The following is a 17,208-nucleotide window of genomic DNA, read 5'->3' as shown; positions in this document are numbered from 1 at the left end:
CCGTGGGCACCGTGGAGGCGACATACGCGCAGCACGCCGTCTGGTTCACCGAGCAGGCCGGGGCGGCCGCGACGGCGTACCACATGGCTGTCGGAATCCACTTCGACGCCCGGCTGGACACCGAGGCCCTGGTGGCGGCCTGCACGGCGGTGATCGACAGACACCCCGTCCTGGACGCCCGGGTCGTCACCGACGCCGACGGCGTCCCCCGCCTGGCCCCCGGCCCGGCCCGGCCACCCGTCACGTTCGCCGAGCTGACCGAGGCGCGGGTGGCCGAGGAGATCGCCCGGGGCTACTCCCTGACCGACGGGCCGCTGTCCCGGTTCGTCCTACTGACCGCCGTCGACGGGCGGCACCTCCTCCTGGTCACCGCCCACCACCTGGTCTTCGACGGGACCAGCAAGGAGGTCCTGGTCCGCGACCTCGCCGCCGCGTACCGGGCGGCCACCGTCGGAGAGCCGGTGCGGCTGCCCCCGCTGCCCGACGGGTACGCCGGTCACGCCACCGCCGAACGCGACAGGGTCGCGGCGGACCTGCCGGCCGCCCGCGCGTACTGGGCACGGCACCGGCCGGACCCGACCGACGTGGTGCTGCCCGGACTGGCCCGGGTGCCCACCGCCGCCGAGCCGGGCCGGGCCGTCCCGGTGCCCCTCGACGACCTCGCCGACGGGCTCGACCGGGCCGCCACCACCCTGGGGGTGACCCGGTTCGAGCTGTTCCTGACCGCACTGCACCTGCTGGTGCACCGGTACGGCAACCGGGACACCCCGGTGGGGGTGTCGCTGTCGACCCGTACCCCGGAGCAGGCCGGCCAGGTCGGGCTCTTCGTCAACGAACTCCCGGTCACCGCCCCCACCCCCACCGGCACCGTCGACGGGTACGCCCGAGAGGTCCGCGCCCGGCTCCGCGAGCTGTACCGACACCGGGCGGTGCCGCTGACGCACGCCGTACCCGGGTTGCGTCCGGCCCCGGCGCTGACCGCCGTCTCGGTCGGCTACCGACGTCGGGGCGTGGAGCCGACCTTCACCGACGTCGAGTCCCGGGTCGACTGGACGCTCTTCTCCGGGTCGGCCCGCAACGCCCTGCACGTGCAGGTGGTCGACGCCCCCACCGGGTGGACGGTCACCCTCCAGCACAGCCCGACGGCGCTCGACGCCGACGCGGTGACCCGCATCGGGGCGCACCTGCGGACCCTGCTGGCCGCCGTCGTCGCCGACCCGGGACGGGCGGTGGCCGACCTGCCGGTGCTGCCTCCCGACGAGGCCGACACGGTGCTGCGGAGGTGGAACGACACCGGGCGGACCCACCCGGCGGACGTCGACCTCCCGACGCTGTTCGCCACCCAGGTCCGGACGCGACCCCAGGCCGCCGCGGTGGTCGACGGGGACCTGACGCTCAGCTACGCCGACCTCGACGCCGCAGCGGCCCGGCTGGCCCGGCTGCTGCGCGAGCGGGGCGTCGGACCCGGCTCGCGGGTGGCGGTGGCCCTGGACCGGTCCTGGGAACTGGTGGCGACCATGCTGGCCGTCCTGCGGTGCCGGGCCGCCTACGTCCCGGTCGACCCGGGACACCCCGTCGCCCGGCAGGACCTCGTCCTGGCCGACGCGGACCCGACGCTCGTGGTGACCACGACGGCGCTCGCCGCCCGACTGGACCGCCCGACCCTCACCGTCGACGCCCTCGCCGACGGGCCGGACCCGACCGACGGGACCGCCGACGACGTCGACCCGGGGCTCCCCCTCCGCGCCGAGCCCGCGTACGTGCTCTACACGTCGGGGTCCACCGGGCAGCCGAAGGGGGTGGTGGTCCCGCACGCCGCGTTGACCAACCTGCTGCTCGGACTGCGGGAGGTGCTCGACAGCCGATCCGAGCACCGGTGGTTGCAACTCACCTCGCCAGCGTTCGACATCTCCGGGGTGGAGATCTGGCTGCCCCTGACCACCGGGGGCCGGGTGGTGGTCGCGGCGGGGATCAGCCCCCTGGACGGGGCCGGTGTGCTGCGGTTGGTCCGCACCGCCGCGGTGACCCACGTGCAGGCCACCCCCTCGGGGTGGCGGGTGCTGCTGGAGGCGGGCCTCGGGGCGGCGGACACACCACCGCTGGTCGGGGTGACCGGCGGGGAGGCCCTTCCGGTGCCCCTCGCCCGGGACCTGCGATCCCGACTGACCCGGCTGGTCAACGGGTACGGCCCCACCGAGGCGACGATCTACGCGACCATGGCCGACGTCCCGGTCGACCCGGACGAGGTGACCATCGGACGACCGCTGCCCGGCACCCGCGCGTACCTGCTCGACGAGGAGTCCCGACCGGTGCCGGTCGGGGTGCCCGGGGAACTCTGCCTCGCCGGGTCCGGTCTCGCCGAGGGCTACCGGGGTCGACCCGACCTGACGGCGGACCGGTTCGTCGACGACCCGTACGGCGGCCCCGGGGAACGGCTGTACCGCACCGGTGACCGGTGCCGGTGGCGGCCGGACGGGCGGATCGAGTTCCTGGGGCGCACCGACGACCAGGTGAAGATCCGGGGACACCGGATCGAATTGGGTGAGGTGACAGCCCGGCTGCTGGAGCACCCGGGGGTGGCCGCCGGCACCGTGCAGACCTGCCCGGACACCGAGACCGGGGAGCCGACCCTGGTCGGCTACCTGGTTCCCCGGGGGGCCGCCCCGGACCCCGCCGACCTGCGCCGACACCTGGGGGTCAGCCTCCCGGCGGCGATGGTTCCGGGCGAGTGGGTGGTCCTCGACCGGCTGCCGCTGGGTCCCAGCGGCAAGGTGGACCGGGCCGCCCTGCCGGTGCCCGTCACCCGCCGGGGGGCGCGGTCCGACGACGTCGCCCCCGCCACCGACGGCTTGGTCGCGGGGGCCGACGGCGCTGACGAGCTTGTCGAGCAGCTGCGCACGATCTGGCAGGAGGTGCTGCGGATCCCCGACGTCGGCGAGCACGAGGACCTGTTCGACCTCGGCGGGCACTCGTTGACCATCACCCGGATCAGCGGCCGGATCCAGCAGCGGCTCGGTGTCGAGGTGCCGCTGGACACCTTCTTCGACACCCCGACCATCGCCGAGATCGCCGACTTCATCAGGCGTTCGGGAGAGGGGCACTGATGGGACGTACCGAGCTGCGGCAGCGGATCGCCGAGCTGGTCGAGGAGGCCACCGAGGGCGGCGTACGGGTCGGGGCGACGCTCACCGGACGGTCGCTCGTCGCGCTCGGCCTGGACTCACTCGGGCTGCTCCGCCTGGTCGACGCGATCGAGCAGGAGTACGACATCGAGGTGGAGTTCGGTGCCCCGGGCCGACTGGACACCATCGACGACCTGGTGGCGACGGTGGCCGACCGGGTCCCCGAGCGGGGCTGACCACGACCGGGCTCGCACCACCTCCGGTGGAGGGTGGTGCGAGCCCGCTCCGGCAGGTCACCGGTTCGTCGTCGGCAGGTCACCGTTCACTGCCGTCACCGGGGCGTCGTCGGTCCGGTCGGGCGGACGGTCCCGCGACCCGGCTGGTGGGCCGGGGTCAGCGGGCGACCGCCTCGACGCTGGCCCGGACCAGGTCGGTGACCCTGTCGAACTCGCCCGCCGCGACGGCCGCCCGGGGCACCATCCAACTGCCGCCGACAGCGAGCACCGAGGGCAAACCCAGGTAGTCGGCGGCGGTCGTGGCGTCGATGCCCCCGGTCGGCACGAAGGAGACCTGCCCGAACGGCGCGGCGAGCGCCGCCACCGCCTTCGCCCCGCCCGAGGTCCCGGCCGGGAAGAACTTGACGGTGGTGACCCCGGCGGCCAGGGCGGCCATGATCTCGGTGGCGGTCACCGCCCCAGGCAGGGGGGTCACCCCGTGTTCGTGGCAGCGGCGGACCACTGCCGCGTCGAAACCGGGCGAGACGACGAACCGGGCACCGGCCTCGACCGCCACGTCGACCTGTTTGGGGGTGAGGACGGTGCCGGCACCGACGGTGACTCCGCCGTGGGCGGCCATCCGGGCGATCGACTCGGCGGCGGCCGGGGTGCGGAAGGTGACCTCGGCGACGGGCAGTCCCCCGGTGGCGAGCGCCTCGGCGAGGGGCTCGGCGTGGGCGGCGTCGTCCAGGACCACCACGGGGACGAGACGGTGCCGGCGCAACAGGTCGGGGATGGTCATGTCGCTCCCTGCGGGTGTGGGCGATGGCCGGGCGGACGGGTACGTCGGCGGGGCTGCAGGACCGCCTCGGTCGACGGTCGTCTCCGGCTCCGCGACGAAGCGTATCCGGCGTCCCGGCGACGTCGACCGGACCTCGGGTGGCCCCCGCAGCCCGACCCGGTCCGCCGGAACCCCGACCCGGACCGTCGCGGCCCGCCCGGGCCTGCCGAAACCCGACCGGGCCGCCGCAGCCCGACACGCGTCGACCCCGGCCGTGGGTACGACCGGGGTCGACGTCCTACCGGCCTCGGATCAGCTGGCCGTGCAGGTGGGGGTGGCGGTGGGTCCGGTCCCGGTGCCCTGGAAGCCGAACTCCGTGGTGGTGCCCGCGTTCACCTGACCGTTGTAGCTGACGTTGCGGAAGGTGACGGTGCCGCTGGTGCCGGTGGCCTGGGTGTTCCAGGAGTTGGTGACCGAAGCCCCACCGGGCAGGGCGACGCCGACGGTCCACCCGTTGATCCGGGAGGACCCGGCGGTGACCCGTACGGTGGCCACGAAGCCTCCGTTCCACTGGTTCAGCGAGACCGAGGCGGTGCAGCCTCCCGGGGTGCCGGGCGGGGTCGTGGGAGGGGTGGTCGGCGGGGTCGTCGGCGGCGTGGTGGGCGGGTTGGTGGTCCCACCGGCGTTGAGCGCCTCCAGGGTGGCGGTGTAGGCGGGCTTCTTGTTGCCGCTGCCGTCGAAGAGCAGCGGGGTGCCGCTGGACCGCCAGGAGTCGGTGTCCCGGATGCCCCACACGGTGATCCCGGTGCACCGGGCCACGGCCAGACAGTCGGTCACCACGCTGCGGTAGGTGTTGGCCTGGGTGGTGCCGGAGCCCTCGATGTCCAGCTCGGTGATCTGCACGTCGACCCCGAGGTCGGCGAAGCTCTGCAACGTGGTGCGGTAGTTGCCGGGGTACGGCGACCCGCTGTTGAAGTGCGACTGGAGCCCGACACAGTCGATCGGCACGCCCCGGGTCTTGAAGTCCCGGACCAGGTTGTAGACCGCCTGGGTCTTGGCGTGGCTCCAATTGTCGGTGTTGTAGTCGTTGTAGCAGAGCTTGGCGCCCGGGTCGGCGGCCCGCGCGGCGCGGAACGCCGCCTCGATCCAGTCGTTGCCGGTGCGCTGGAGGTTGGAGTCACGGCGGGCACCGGTGCTGCCGTCGGCGAACGCCTCGTTCACCACGTCCCACGAGTCGATCTTGCCCCGGTAGTAGGTGGCCACCTGGGTCACGTGGTTGAGCATCGCGCTACGCAGGGCGGTCCCGGACATGTTCTGCATCCAGCCGGGCTGCTGGGAGTGCCACGCCAGGGTGTGGCCCCGGACCTTCATCCCGTTGGCCCGGGCGTGGTTGACGATCCGGTCGGCGTTGGTGAAGGTGAAGACGCCCTGCTGGGGCTCGGTCGCGTCGAGCTTCATCTCGTTCTCGGGGGTGACCGAGTTGAACTCGCGGTTGAGGATCCCGACGTACGTGCTGTCGGAGAGCTTGTTGGCAGCGACCGCGGCGCCGAAGTAGCGCCCCTTCTCCGCCGCCGAGGCGCCGAGGGTGGTTCCCGCGCTGGCGCTCGGGGCGAAGGCCACGGTGGCGGCCAGGACGGCGGCCCCGGCGGTGACCGCCACCAGCGCGCCGCGCCGGAGTGCTCCGGCTCCGAACCGCCCGCTGGCGCGGGCGAACAGGTCGTTCATGTCGATCACCTTTCGGGTGTCTGGGGGAAGGAGCCTCGACCCGCGCCCGCCGCGGTGGCCCGGCCGCGACGACGTGGTGCCCGGGAGCCACGTCGGGGAGCCGGCAGGTCTGCACCACCGCAGGAATCGATGAACTCCAATCGGAACGCTATCGAAACACGCCCGAAAGTTCAATGCCCATCGATCGGCAGCGAACAGCCGAAGCACTGTCGATCGGATCCGAAACTTTCGGACCACCGGGCGAACAATTCGGGTCGAGACCGACAAAAAAACCAACCCCAGGGGGAGCCACCGAAACTTTCGGACCTCCGGGACGGGTCTGGCCGAAGCGCCTCCCGTCGGGAATGATCGATCCCGACCGGAGCCACCCCCCGCAGGAGGAATCCGTGCTCGTCGACATGTCCCGGGCGGAGCTCGCCGACTACCGCAGCACACAGACCGTCCCGGCCGACTTCGCCGACTTCTGGCAGCGGACCCTCGCCGAGGCCGCCGCCCACGACCTCGACGTCCGGACCCGGCCGGTGCCCACCGGTCTGTCCACCCTGGAGGTCCACGACGTCACCTTCCGGGGGTACGCCGGCCAGGACGTCCGGGCCTGGCTGCGGCTCCCCGCCGGGGCCACCGCCGCGCTGCCGACAGTCGTCGAGTACGTCGGATACGGCGGCGGGCGCGGCCACCCCCTGGCCGGACTGCTCTGGGCCTCGGCGGGCTTCGCCCACCTCCAGATGGACAACCGGGGACAGGGCTCCTCGTGGAGCGTCGGCGAGACCCCCGACCCGGCGGTCGTCGGGCCGCAGGTCCCCGGGGTCCTCACCCGGGGCATCGGCGACCCGGCCGACCACTACTACCGCCGGTTGCTCACCGACGCGGTACGCGCCGTCGACGCCGCCCGTGCCCTGCCCCAGGTCGACGCCGACCGGGTGGCGGTGCTCGGCAGCAGCCAGGGCGGGGGCGCGGCGCTCGCCGTCGCCGGACTCCGCGACGACCTGGCCGCCGTGGTGGCCTTCGTTCCCTTCCTCTGCGACTTCCCCCGCGCCACCCGGATCACCGACGCGTACCCGTACCGGGAGGTGGCCGACTACCTCGCCACCCACCGGGAGAGCGTGGACCGGGTACACCGGACACTCGCGTACGTCGACGGGGTGAACTTCGCCCGCCGGGCCACCGCCCCGGCGCTGTTCAGCGTCGCCCTGATGGACGCCGTCTGTCCCCCCTCGACTGTCTACGCCGCCTTCAACGAGTACGCCGGCCCCCGGGACCTGCTCGTCTGGGAGTACAACGGCCACGAGGGCGGCGGCGTGGTCGACGACGCCCGCGCCCTGGAGTTCCTCCACGCCCACCTCGGCTGAGCCCACGCCCCACCTCGGTTGTTCCCGGTCCACGTCGCCCTCAAGGAGGCCGCCCCGTGCCGCTGTACGACAATCCCGTACTGCCCGGTCTGCACCCCGACCCGAGCGTCTGCCGGGTCGGCGAGGACTACTACCTCGTCTGCTCAAGCTTCGAGTACTTCCCGGGGGTTCCGGTCTTCCACAGTCGGGACCTGGTGCACTGGCGACAGATCGGCAACGCCCTCGACCGCCCGGGACAACTTCCGATCCCGGCGGACGCGGCGGCCTCCGGCGGCATCTACGCGCCCACGATCCGGCACCACGACGGGCGGTTCTGGTTGATCACCACGAACGTGCACCGGGGGAACTTCGTCGTCACCGCCGAGGACCCGGCCGGACCGTGGTCGGACCCGGTCTGGCTCGACCTGCCCGGCATAGACCCCGACCTGGTCTGGGACGACGAGGGCAACTGCTGGTGCGCCCTGTCCGGCACCCGGCTGGCCCGGATCGACCCCGAGGCGGGCACGGTCCTGGAGGGACCCCACACCCTCTGGGCCGGCAGCGGGATGCAGTATCCCGAGGCCCCCCACCTGTACCGGATCGACGACTGGTGGTACCTGCTGATCGCCGAGGGCGGCACCGAACGCGGGCACGGGGTCTCGGTGGCACGGTCACGGGACCTACGCGGGCCGTACGAGCCCGCCCCGCACAACCCGATCCTGTCGCACCGCAGCACCGACCGGCCGATCCAGAGCACCGGTCACGCCGACCTGGTCCGCGCCCCCGACGGGTCCTGGTGGATGGTGCTGCTGGGCACCCGGCCGCAGGGGCACACCCCCCGGTTCCACGTCCTCGGCCGGGAGACCTTCCTCGCCCCGGTCCGGTGGGTCGACGGGTGGCCGGTGGTCGACCCGGTCGAACCCCGCTCGGAGGCGTCCCCCGGGTGGAGCCCGGTCGACGCGCCGCCGCCACGCGACGACTTCGACCGGGCCACGCTCGCCCCGGCCTGGATCTCACCCCGGAGCCGACCCGAGGGGAGCTGGTCGCTCACCGAACGACCCGGGTGGCTGACCCTGCACGCCACCGGGGACACCCTCGACCGTCCCGGACACACCTTCGTCGGGCGGCGACAGCAGCACCCCGACTGCCGGATCACCGCCCGCCTCGACCCGGGCACCGCCCGGGCCGGGCTCAGCGTCCGGCTCGACGAGGCCCACCACTACGACCTGGAGGTGGCCGACGGGCTGGCCCGGGTCGTCGCCCGGATCGGGCCGGTGCGCCAGTGCGTGGCCGAGGTGCCGGTGCCGGCCGGGCCGGTGGAGCTGACCGTCGACGTCCGCACCACGGACGTCCTACCCCCGACGGTGACGTCGGCGAAGCAGGCGGCCGAGCGCCCGCCGGGGGTCGGGGCCACCGGTCCCGACACCCTCGGATTCCTGGTCGCCACCGGCTCCGGCGACCCCGTCACGCTCGCCGAACTGGACGGTAGGTACCTGTCCACCGAGGTCGCCACCGGGTTCACCGGACGGGTCGTCGGCATGTACGTCACCGAGGGCACCGCCGCCTTCGACTGGTACGACTACCGGCCCACCGGCGGCAACCGGTGATAGCGGGGGGATAACTGCTGGAATAAGGGCGCGATTACCCCCGTCGATAACGTGGCGCCGACGTTGATCGAGAAGCCACGAAGGAGTCGACGATGGGCCGCACCACCTCGCTGAGGATCCTCGCCCTGGCCGCCGCGATCACCGGGGTCATCTCGGTGGGCGCGGCGGCGGCGCAGGCCGACCCGGCGACGCCCGCGACGACACCCACCCCGACGCTCACCAACAGCCCCACCGCCAACCACCCCTGGGACTGATCCGGTCAGCCGGCCCGCCGGAGCTGCCCCTGCAGTCCCCGCGCCTCGGCCAACTCGTGCCGCATGCCCCGCTCCTGGAACGTCACCATCGCGTGTTCCAGCAGCTCACCGGCGCGTCCTGCGGCTCCGGTCCGGGCCAGCACCCGGGCGAGGTCCAGCCGGACCGCCGCCGCCCCACCGTGGTCCATGATCTGCTCCCGGATCGTCAGGGCCTGCTCGAAGGCGGTACGCGCCCGGTCGTAGCGGCCGGTCGCGCAGTGCACCTCACCGAGGTTGCGCAGCAGGTGCCCCTCCCCGATGACGTCCCGGCTGCTGCGGACCATCCCCAGGACCCCGGTCAGGGTCTGCTCGGCCCTGTCGTGTTCGCCCCGCTGGAGGAGCATCTGTCCGGCCCGACGCAGGACGTGCGCCTCGCCCCTGGCGTACCCGACCGACCGGAAGATCTCCAGTGACTCGGTGAGCTGGGACTGGGCGACGGTGTTCTCCCCCCGACGCATCCAGATGTGCGCGCTCTGGGTCAGCACCGTCGCCCGGCCCACCGTGTCGCCCACCCGGTCGAAGTCGCGGGCCGCCTGCTCGTAGAGGACCAGGGCCCGGGCGTCGTCGCCGCCCTGGCGCTCCAGCAGGGCCAGGTCCCGTCGGCACAGCGCCAGCCCGTGCCGGTCGTCCAGTTCGGCGAAGAGACCCAGCGCCGTCTCCAGGGACCGGCGGGCCGCCTCCGGCTGCTGCCGGCTGATGTGCAGGGTGCCCCACGAGGCGAGGACGGCGGCCGTGCCGCGGGTGTTGCCCGCCGCCCGGACCACCCGCAGCGCCCGTTCGTGGGTCCGTTCCCAGTGGTCGAAGTAGCCCCGGGTCTCGAAGAGGGTGACGAGCGTCGTCGCCAGTTCCCAGCACAGCTCGTCCAACCCGGACTGGGCGGCCTGTTCCACTGCCGAGCAGAGGTTGACCTGCTCCCCGTCGAGCCACCCGACCGGGTCGGCGAGGAGCCGGTCGACGTACCCCGGCGGCGGATGCCACCGGCGGCCCGTCCCACGCAGGACGGTGAACTCACCCCCGTACACCCGGGCGTGGGCCTGCGCGGTGACGGCCAGCCAGCCGCCGACCATCCGTTCGGTGGCGGCACGCTGCTCCGCCGGGCCGTCGTGCATGGCCAGCTGCTCCCTGGCGAACAGCCGGATGACCTCGTGGAACCGGTAGCGGAACTCCCCGGTGGCCTCGACGGCGACGGCATCCATCATCTGGACGTCGACGAGCGGCTCGACCAGGTCCGACGGGACCGGGCGGTCGTCGTCGAGCAACGCTCCGGCGATCCAGCCGGGCACCGTCGGCCCCTGGGCGAGGCTGAACAGCCGCAACAGCCGTTGCTCGGTGGGACCGAGCCCGTCGTGGGTGAGGGAGAGGCTGGCCCGCATGGTCATCTCGCCGTGCGCCAGCTCGTCGAGTCGGTGCCGTTCGTTGGCCAGCCGGTGCACCATCGACGCGAGGGTCCAGTGCGGCCGGGCCGCCAACCGGGCCGCCACGATCCGCAGCGCCAGGGGCAGCCCGCCGACGGTCCGCACCAGCGCCGCGGCGGCCTCCGGTTCCCGGCCCACCCGGTCGGCACCGACCACCCGGCCGAGCAGGTCGAGGGCCTGCGCCTGGTCCAGGACGTCCAGCTCCACCCGCTGGGCGCCGGGAAGGGCGGCCAGCCGGGACCGGCTGGTGACCACTACCGCACAGCTGCTGCCGCCGGGCAGCAACGGCACGATCTGGCGTTCCCCCGCCGCGTCGTCGAGGACCACCAGCATCCGGCGGGTGGCCAGCAGGGTGCGGTACATCTCGGCCCGCTCGTCGGTGCCGTCGGGGATGACCGGGCCGGGGATGCCCAGCGCCCGCAGGAACCGACCGAGTACGTCACGGGGACAGACCGGCTCGGTCCCGGCGCCGCGCAGGTCGCAGTAGAGCTGACCGTCGGGGAAGCGGGTGGCCCCGAGCCGGTGGGCGATGTGGGTGGCCATCGCGCTCTTGCCGATCCCGGGCTTGCCGGCGATCACCACCAGCCCGAGGGCGTGCCTGTCGTCGTCACCCGTCAGGGCGGCCTCGATCGACCCGACCAGCTGTTCCCGGGCGACGAAGTCGGCGGTGTCCGCCGGTAACTGGTGCGGTCGCTCCTCGGCGTACGGGCCGGGTCCCCGCAGGACGGTGACCGGTGACCTGACGTTTCCGGCGCCCAGGGACGCGACGCCGTCGAGCAGGGCCGGGTCCCCGGACAGGATCGCGCCCTCCAGCTGACGCAGCTCCTCCCCCGGCTCCAGGCCCAGCTCCTCGGCCAGCAGCGTCCGACCGGCCCGGTACACCTCCAACGCCTCGGCCTGCCGACCGGAGCGGTACAGCGCACGCATCAGCTGGCCGCGCAGCCGTTCCCGCAACGGATACTCGTGGACCAGGCGGCTGACCTCGCCGACGAGTTCGTGGCTGCGTCCGAGGGTGAGTTCCAGGTCGAGGTACGTCTCCACGGCGGCGAGCCGGTCCTCGTCCAGCCGCAGTCCCCGTACCCGGAGGGACTCGCTGGGGATGCCGCTCAGGCACGGCCCCCGCCACAGCGCCACCGCCCCGCGCAGCGACTCCGCCGCCTCGGCGAGCCGCCCCTCCTTCACCAGGACCCGGGCGGCGGTGACCCGCCTGTTGAACACGTGCAGGTCCACGGTGTCCTCGCCGGTGCGCAGCAGGTATCCCGGGGCGCGGGAGACCACGGTGGCGGCCACCTGCGCCGCCGCGAAGCTCTTGCGGATCCGGGACACACAGATCTGGATCTGGGTACGCGCGGTGTCCGGTGGGGCCTCGTCCCAGATCAGGTCCAGCAGCCGGTCGGCGGCGACCACCCGGCCGGGCTCCATCAGCAACGAGGCGAGGATGATCTCCTGCCGACCGGGGGGTATCCGTACCGGCCCGGCCGCCCCCTCCACGTGCAGGGGGCCGAGGATCCGGAAGCTGATCCGCGCTCCGGCGGTCGCTTGGGCGGTCATCGACTCGGGCATGCCTCTCCCGTACGGACAGTGATCCAGAAGTGACTATTATTCAGGTAACCCACCTCGTCGGCCGGGTGTCGTGCACCACCGTCGTGATCGTCTCATCTGGACACCCCCGGGCACCCCACGGGCGGAGCCGGTCGGGAAAGCGCCGTGATAGGCCGAAGTTGCCGACCGGATCCAGAGTCGTCCCAGCGATCGACGCACGTCGGGCACTCGGGCGGACGACGGCAGGGAGACACACCGGGATGGACAGTCACGGGGGCACGCGATCGACGTGCGGCACCACGGTGACGGCGGTCGGCGTCGACCACGTACGCCTGTCGTACCACTACCTCGACACCGGGGACATCGACGCGTACGGCTCGCTGCTCGACGAGAACGTGCAGGTCCGGCGGCCGGACCTGGCCCAGGGGCGGGGTCGTGCCGAGGTCCTGCGCACCCACGCGCTCCTCGCCGGGCCGCCCGCCCGACACCAGATCTACAAGGTCATCGCCGCCGGTGACGCGGTGGCGGTGACCGGCCGCTACACCGCCTCCGACCCGCCCCGACGGGGGCAGCCCGAGGGGGACCTCGACTTCGTCGACGTCTTCACCCTGACCGACGAGGGCATGCTCCTCGGCTACCGCCGCTTCTACTTCCTCGCTCCGGTGCCGGGCGGACGACTGCCCGACCCGACGGAGCACCCCGCGTCGCACCGCTCACCCGCCGGGTAGCGGACGACGCCCACAGCGCCGGCGCGTCCGCGCCGACCGGTGCCCGGTACGGGCACGCCGGCGCCGGGCGGTGCGGCCCCTCGCCGCACCGCCCGGCCTTTCCGTCGCTCAGGTCGCGGGTGGGTGTTCGAAGAGCAGTCGGATGATCGGGGCGGCAGCGTCGGGGGCGTCGCCGCCGAGGTCGGGCGGGAGCGCACCGGCCAGCCACAGGGTGGCGAAGCCGTGCGCGATCGACCAGGCGGCCAGCCGTGCCTGGTCGGCGACGCCGTCGGTCACCCGGGGATCGGTCAGGCTGTCGCTGAGCGCCTGACCGGCCCGCTGCCGGGCGGCCACCAGTTCCGGCGCCTCCGTATGCAGCAGACTCGGCTGGAACATCACCTCGAAGTGCGCCCGGTGGGTGACGGCGAACCGGATGTACGCCTGACCGGTGGCCAGGATGTCGCCTCCGGCGGCCTCCAGCGCCCCGGCGAGCAGCTTCAGCCCCTCGGCTGCGATCGCGGTGAGCAGGCCGGTCTTGTCGCCGAAGTGGTGCGCCGGTGCAGCGTGCGAGACGCCGACCCGCCGCGCCAGGTCCCGCAGGCTCAACGCCGCCGGCCCGGCCTCGACTATCGCCTCGGTGGCTGCGATGAGCAGTGCCCGGCGCAGGTCACCGTGGTGGTAGGGCTGCCGCATCCGACCTCCGCTCATGTTGTCGTTGACAAGATGCTACCCGACCACGCTATCTTGTCGTCGTCAAGTTCTGGCGTACGCAACGCCACCACGACAGGAGGAGCCATGGGTACGGCGGACAGATGGCTGACAGTGATCGCACTGGTCAGCGTTCCGACGGTGATGGTCGGCGGGTACACGTTGATGCGGCTGACCGCCGCCGGACGACTCGACGCCTTCCAACTGGCACTGTTCCGGGCCGGACACGCGCACGCCGGTGTCCTACTGGTGCTCACCCTGACCGCCCTCGGCATCGCCGCCCGGGCCGGGTTGTCCGACCCCTACACCTGGGTCGTCGGGGGTCTGCTCGCCGCCGGGACGATCAGTCAGTCCGGCGGGTTCTTCCTGCACGCCGCGATCGGCCGGCCCGGGGCCTGGTCGTTCGGCAACACAATGACGGTGGGCGGGGCTGCGGCCCTCACCGCCGCGCTCCTCGCCCTCGCCCACGGGGTCGCCACCGGCTGACCCGCGCGGCCCCGGTCGACGGCTGCACCACCGACGACCGGGGCGGTCCCGACAGCGGGGTCAGCCGGCGCTGTGGGCGTGCCGGGCGGTCCGCTCGGCCAACCACAGCCAGCGGCGCTGCACCTCCCCGCCGGTCGCGGCGACCATCGCCAGGGCGTCCGCGCCGACCCTGGTCAACGCCGCCGCCTCGGCCGACGGATCGTCGAGCACTGCCGCGCCGTCGCGGAACGCCTCCGCCTCGGCCGACCCGCCGAACCGGGGAGCGACCTCGTCGCGCCAGAAGTCCGCCCAGGTCAGCTCCGGGTTCCAGGAGAACCGGGCGTACGCCAGATAGCTGACCTCGTTGGTCGGGTGGTACGCGGACGCCTCGGCGAAGATGGTCAGCCCCCGCATCCCGGCGGCAGCGGTCCGGGTGGCCATGTCGGCGTACATGTCGGGGACCCAGGAGTGGCGCTGCCGGTTCCACTGCGATCCGGCGTGGGTCCGCAGGACGTTCGTGGTGTGCGGCAACGCCGAGACGTGGTCGGCGGTGAGCCGGTCCCGGTTGTCGTACCAGAATCCCCGGTTCACGCAGTACTGGTAGGCCACGTCGTCGGGCAGGTCGGCCAGGGGACCCTGGGCGTCGAGGTCGAAGATGTTGTCCCAGTACACCTCGACCAGGTGACGCAGGGGCACCCCGGCCGGTCCGGTCCGGCGGGCGGTGTCCAGCAGGGTCGGGTAGACCGACCGCATCGCCTCGTACGACCACGAGGTGCGCTCGCCGCCGGTGTGCGCGGTGCACCTGTCGCAGGCGCAGCTGCCGTAGTCGCCGGTCTCGAAGTTGATCCCGCCCACCGGCAGGGTGTCGAGCAGCCAGTCGACGGCGTCGCGGTGCCACGCCAGGTTCTCCGGATGCGACGGGCAGGCGGCCATCATGTACTCGCTGGCCGGGAAGTGCAGGTCACCAAACTCGTCGATGTCGAACCCGACCTTCTTCGGCAGCTCGGCGGCCAGGTCGGGGCGCTGCCGCAGCCAGGTGGCGAGGTTGAAGCGGTGCCGACCGTCGAAGTAGACGCCGCCGTAGGCGTTGATCCCCACCCCGGCGATGATCCGTACGCCCCGGGCGTTGGCGTACTCGCACAGCTCCCGGGCCGCCTCGACGCCGCCGTGGGCGTCGCGCAGCAGCCCGTACACCACGATCCCGCCGATCCGTTCGGCGCTGCAGAAGTCCACCAGGCGTCGGTAGTCGGCCCCGAACGCGTCGGACCCCTTGGCGTACGGGTTCAGCGCGCCGATCTCCTGGAGGCCGAGTCGGCGCAGGTCCCAGTTGGTGGAGTGGTCCCACGTCCAGAGGGTCCGCAACGGCAGCCCCGGCCCGGGGGTGGCGTCGACGGTGCCGACGGGCAGACCGGCCGGGGTGGCCCGGTCGAGGAGGTCACGGGTGGCGTACACCAGGCCGGCGAAGGGATCGCCGACGATCCGGATCTCGCCGGTCTCGGGCACCTCGACGCGGAACCCGCCCTCGGGCAGCGTCGCGTCGGGGGTGAACCGGACCGGCTCGGCCCCCTCCCCCAGCGCGTCGGCCAGCAGACCGGCCGCGTACGGGGCGTGTTCGGCGCCGGACACCCGGACGCCGGGAACCTGGCGGTACTGCGACATCATGACCTCCCGAGGGACTGCGGGGTGGCGGCGAGGTACTCGATCACCTCGATGGCCGTCCACACCCGGTGTTGCCAGTACGGATCGTGTTCGACGAGGGTCCGGGCGGCCACGGCGTCGGATGCCCGCAGGACGAGGACCGAGGCCCCCAGGTCGGCGCGGGCCCCGGCGACCAGGGCGGTGCCGTCGGCGAGCAGCACCCGGACGTGGTCGAGGTGGGCCGCCCGGTGGGGTTCGCGGGTGCGTCCGGCGTCAACGGCGAAGGTGGCGGTGACCAGCCAGGTCGGCTCGAACCTCACGAGTCGGCCCCGACCGCCCCGACCAGCCGCTGCATGGCCACCCGGTAGACGGTCTGCGGTCGGCCCGCACCGGTGCTGACGTGCACCCCGACCTCCTCGGCGAACCCGGCCGCGCGCAGCGACTTGAGCAGCCGACGGGCCGACCGGGTCTCCACCCCGTACGCGTCGGCCAGCCCTCGCGCGGTCACCTCGTTCGGGTCCATCTGGTGCAGCGCCTCCAGCAGCCGTCGGGTGGACAGCGGCCCGAGCCGCAGCTGCTCGGAGACGCGCAGCACCCCGGGGGCGGTCTCCCGCAGGCGTTGCTTGACCTGGCTGGACCGGGTGGAGTAGATGTCCCCGTCGGGGAAGACGACGTGGGTGTCCCCGCCCCGTCCGAGGGCGAGCGCCTGGCGGGCGTTGGCCTCGGCGGCGGCGATGGTGGTGCCCGCGCCGAAGCCGACGGTGTGCTCGCCGTCGACCCCGCGCAGGGTGAGCAGGGAGGCGTGTCCGGCGCGGTGCCGGGCGATGGCGCTCTCCACTGTGCCCCGGGTGGTGGTGATCAGCAGGGTCCGGTCGTCGATGGTCCCCAGCCGCCCGCGCATCCGCTCGGCGTGTTCCAGGAGGGCCTCCCGCAGCCGCAGCCGCTGCCGTTCGGCCTGGTAGGGGTCCACCTGACGACCGGCTGACTCCGGCACCTCGATCATCATCACGGCGATCTGGGTGGCCCGGGACTGGCGTACCTCGGCGGCCTGCCAGGCCCGGCGCAGCGCGTCGCGGACCGAGGCCCGGGTGTGCTCGACACGCCAGACCGGGACCCCGGAGTCGCGCAGTTCCCGGTGCACGGCACCGAGGCAGGTCAGGCAGGCCTCGACCGCACCGGAGGCGTAGCGCTCCCGGTGGTACGCGGTGATCTCGGCCAGCCCGGAGAAGAGCAGCCCGGAGGAGTCGGCGATGGGCAGGATCTCGGTGGGCGGGGTCACCTCGATGTCGTGGTAGGTCTCCCGGACGGTGTCCGCCTCGATGGTGTCCACACTGACCCGGGGCAGGCGTCCCCCACCGGCGAGCAGCATCCGGGACAGGGTCCGGTACAGGTCGATCCCGGCGTGCCGGATGTAGTCGATCTCGGCGCGCAGCCCCGGGGTGGCGGCGGCGAAGGCGTACGGGATGCGCCCGGTGAACAGCAGCACCTGGCACAGCCCGTCCAACTCCCGGGCCAGTTCGGGAGCCTGCTCGGGGTCGGTGTACGCCCTGGCCGTCACCTCCTCCGCGCGCCCCTCCCCCCGCGCCACCTCCTGCACGAGCCGGATCGAGTCCTCCGGGCCGATGATCCCGATCACGATGCTGCCTCCACGTCGTCGCCCTG

The 17,208-nt window shown here is 73.4% G+C and carries 14 protein-coding genes; 7 read left to right on the top strand and 7 right to left on the bottom strand.

The genetic code is table 11. From position 1 onward, the window contains the following. Positions 1-2: 2 nt before the first annotated feature. On the top strand, positions 3-3,104 hold the full coding sequence (locus tag WHN02_RS17730) for a non-ribosomal peptide synthetase (protein ID WP_434739847.1): 3,102 nt from the start codon (positions 3-5) through the stop codon (positions 3,102-3,104). Continuing rightward, positions 3,104-3,358, top strand: coding sequence for an acyl carrier protein (locus WHN02_RS17725; protein WP_434739846.1), 255 nt, complete (start codon positions 3,104-3,106; stop codon positions 3,356-3,358). The genes WHN02_RS17730 and WHN02_RS17725 overlap by 1 nt, the downstream gene beginning before the upstream one ends. A gap of 157 nt (positions 3,359-3,515) precedes the next feature. Here the strand turns inward: WHN02_RS17725 and eda are convergent, their stop codons facing one another. Further along, positions 3,516-4,139, bottom strand: coding sequence for a bifunctional 4-hydroxy-2-oxoglutarate aldolase/2-dehydro-3-deoxy-phosphogluconate aldolase (gene eda / locus WHN02_RS17720; RefSeq protein WP_434739845.1), 624 nt, complete (start codon positions 4,137-4,139; stop codon positions 3,516-3,518). Between the two features lie 291 nt (positions 4,140-4,430). Further along, the gene (locus WHN02_RS17715; protein ID WP_434739844.1) at positions 4,431-5,843 is read right to left on the bottom strand and encodes an endo-1,4-beta-xylanase; all 1,413 of its coding nucleotides are present in this window, start codon (positions 5,841-5,843) and stop codon (positions 4,431-4,433) included. A 344-nt stretch (positions 5,844-6,187) separates the two neighbouring features. Here WHN02_RS17715 and WHN02_RS17710 point away from each other — a divergent pair, with 344 nt between their 5' ends. From WHN02_RS17710 to WHN02_RS17700, 3 genes are all read left to right on the top strand, one after another. Continuing rightward, positions 6,188-7,192, top strand: coding sequence for an acetylxylan esterase (locus tag WHN02_RS17710; RefSeq protein ID WP_434739843.1), 1,005 nt, complete (start codon positions 6,188-6,190; stop codon positions 7,190-7,192). A 56-nt stretch (positions 7,193-7,248) separates the two neighbouring features. Beyond that, the gene (locus WHN02_RS17705) at positions 7,249-8,778 is read left to right on the top strand and encodes a glycoside hydrolase family 43 protein (protein ID WP_434739842.1); all 1,530 of its coding nucleotides are present in this window, start codon (positions 7,249-7,251) and stop codon (positions 8,776-8,778) included. 92 nt (positions 8,779-8,870) lie between these two features. Then, entirely contained in the window at positions 8,871-9,032 is a 162-nt protein-coding gene (locus WHN02_RS17700; RefSeq protein WP_434739841.1) for a hypothetical protein, read from the top strand. A 5-nt stretch (positions 9,033-9,037) separates the two neighbouring features. On the opposite strand, the gene WHN02_RS17695 is transcribed toward WHN02_RS17700, so the two are convergent. Further along, positions 9,038-12,049, bottom strand: a complete 3,012-nt coding sequence (locus tag WHN02_RS17695) for an AfsR/SARP family transcriptional regulator (protein ID WP_434739840.1) — start codon at positions 12,047-12,049, stop codon at positions 9,038-9,040. 239 nt (positions 12,050-12,288) lie between these two features. On the opposite strand from WHN02_RS17695, the gene WHN02_RS17690 reads away from it, so the two are divergent. Then, a complete protein-coding gene (locus WHN02_RS17690) occupies positions 12,289-12,756 on the top strand; it encodes a nuclear transport factor 2 family protein (protein WP_434739839.1) in 468 nt (155 codons plus the stop codon). 108 nt (positions 12,757-12,864) lie between these two features. Here the strand turns inward: WHN02_RS17690 and WHN02_RS17685 are convergent, their stop codons facing one another. Next, positions 12,865-13,443: a TetR/AcrR family transcriptional regulator gene (locus WHN02_RS17685; protein ID WP_434739838.1), complete on the bottom strand. Its 579-nt coding sequence runs from the start codon at positions 13,441-13,443 to the stop codon at positions 12,865-12,867. A gap of 87 nt (positions 13,444-13,530) precedes the next feature. On the opposite strand from WHN02_RS17685, the gene WHN02_RS17680 reads away from it, so the two are divergent. After that, positions 13,531-13,929: a hypothetical protein gene (locus tag WHN02_RS17680; RefSeq protein ID WP_434739837.1), complete on the top strand. Its 399-nt coding sequence runs from the start codon at positions 13,531-13,533 to the stop codon at positions 13,927-13,929. A 60-nt stretch (positions 13,930-13,989) separates the two neighbouring features. Here WHN02_RS17680 and WHN02_RS17675 read toward each other — a convergent pair whose 3' ends face one another. From WHN02_RS17675 to WHN02_RS17665, 3 genes are read right to left on the bottom strand one after another with little or no spacing between them, the layout of a single operon-like run. After that, positions 13,990-15,567, bottom strand: coding sequence for a hypothetical protein (locus WHN02_RS17675; protein ID WP_434739836.1), 1,578 nt, complete (start codon positions 15,565-15,567; stop codon positions 13,990-13,992). After that, a complete protein-coding gene (locus WHN02_RS17670) occupies positions 15,567-15,866 on the bottom strand; it encodes a YciI family protein (RefSeq protein WP_434739835.1) in 300 nt (99 codons plus the stop codon). The genes WHN02_RS17675 and WHN02_RS17670 overlap by 1 nt, the downstream gene beginning before the upstream one ends. Continuing rightward, the gene (locus WHN02_RS17665; RefSeq protein WP_434739834.1) at positions 15,863-17,182 is read right to left on the bottom strand and encodes a hypothetical protein; all 1,320 of its coding nucleotides are present in this window, start codon (positions 17,180-17,182) and stop codon (positions 15,863-15,865) included. Before WHN02_RS17665 ends, WHN02_RS17670 begins: the two co-directional genes overlap by 4 nt. Positions 17,183-17,208 lie beyond the last annotated feature (26 nt).

The sequence above is a fragment of the Micromonospora sp. SH-82 genome (assembly GCF_051132485.1).
Lineage (GTDB): Bacteria > Actinomycetota > Actinomycetes > Mycobacteriales > Micromonosporaceae > Micromonospora.
This window is presented reverse-complemented; position numbering and strand designations above follow the sequence as displayed.

Excerpts from the sequence above, each read along its gene's own strand:
- WHN02_RS17725 (WP_434739846.1), top strand. The coding sequence starts at position 3,104 with ATGGGACGTACCGAGCTGCGGCAGCGGATCGCCGAGCTGGTCGAGGAG.
- eda (WP_434739845.1), bottom strand. The coding sequence starts at position 4,139 with ATGACCATCCCCGACCTGTTGCGCCGGCACCGTCTCGTCCCCGTGGTG.
- WHN02_RS17715 (WP_434739844.1), bottom strand. The coding sequence starts at position 5,843 with ATGAACGACCTGTTCGCCCGCGCCAGCGGGCGGTTCGGAGCCGGAGCA.
- WHN02_RS17710 (WP_434739843.1), top strand. The coding sequence starts at position 6,188 with ATGATCGATCCCGACCGGAGCCACCCCCCGCAGGAGGAATCCGTGCTC.
- WHN02_RS17700 (WP_434739841.1), top strand. The coding sequence starts at position 8,871 with ATGGGCCGCACCACCTCGCTGAGGATCCTCGCCCTGGCCGCCGCGATC.
- WHN02_RS17695 (WP_434739840.1), bottom strand. The coding sequence starts at position 12,049 with ATGCCCGAGTCGATGACCGCCCAAGCGACCGCCGGAGCGCGGATCAGC.
- WHN02_RS17690 (WP_434739839.1), top strand. The coding sequence starts at position 12,289 with ATGGACAGTCACGGGGGCACGCGATCGACGTGCGGCACCACGGTGACG.
- WHN02_RS17685 (WP_434739838.1), bottom strand. The coding sequence starts at position 13,443 with ATGAGCGGAGGTCGGATGCGGCAGCCCTACCACCACGGTGACCTGCGC.
- WHN02_RS17680 (WP_434739837.1), top strand. The coding sequence starts at position 13,531 with ATGGGTACGGCGGACAGATGGCTGACAGTGATCGCACTGGTCAGCGTT.
- WHN02_RS17675 (WP_434739836.1), bottom strand. The coding sequence starts at position 15,567 with ATGTCGCAGTACCGCCAGGTTCCCGGCGTCCGGGTGTCCGGCGCCGAA.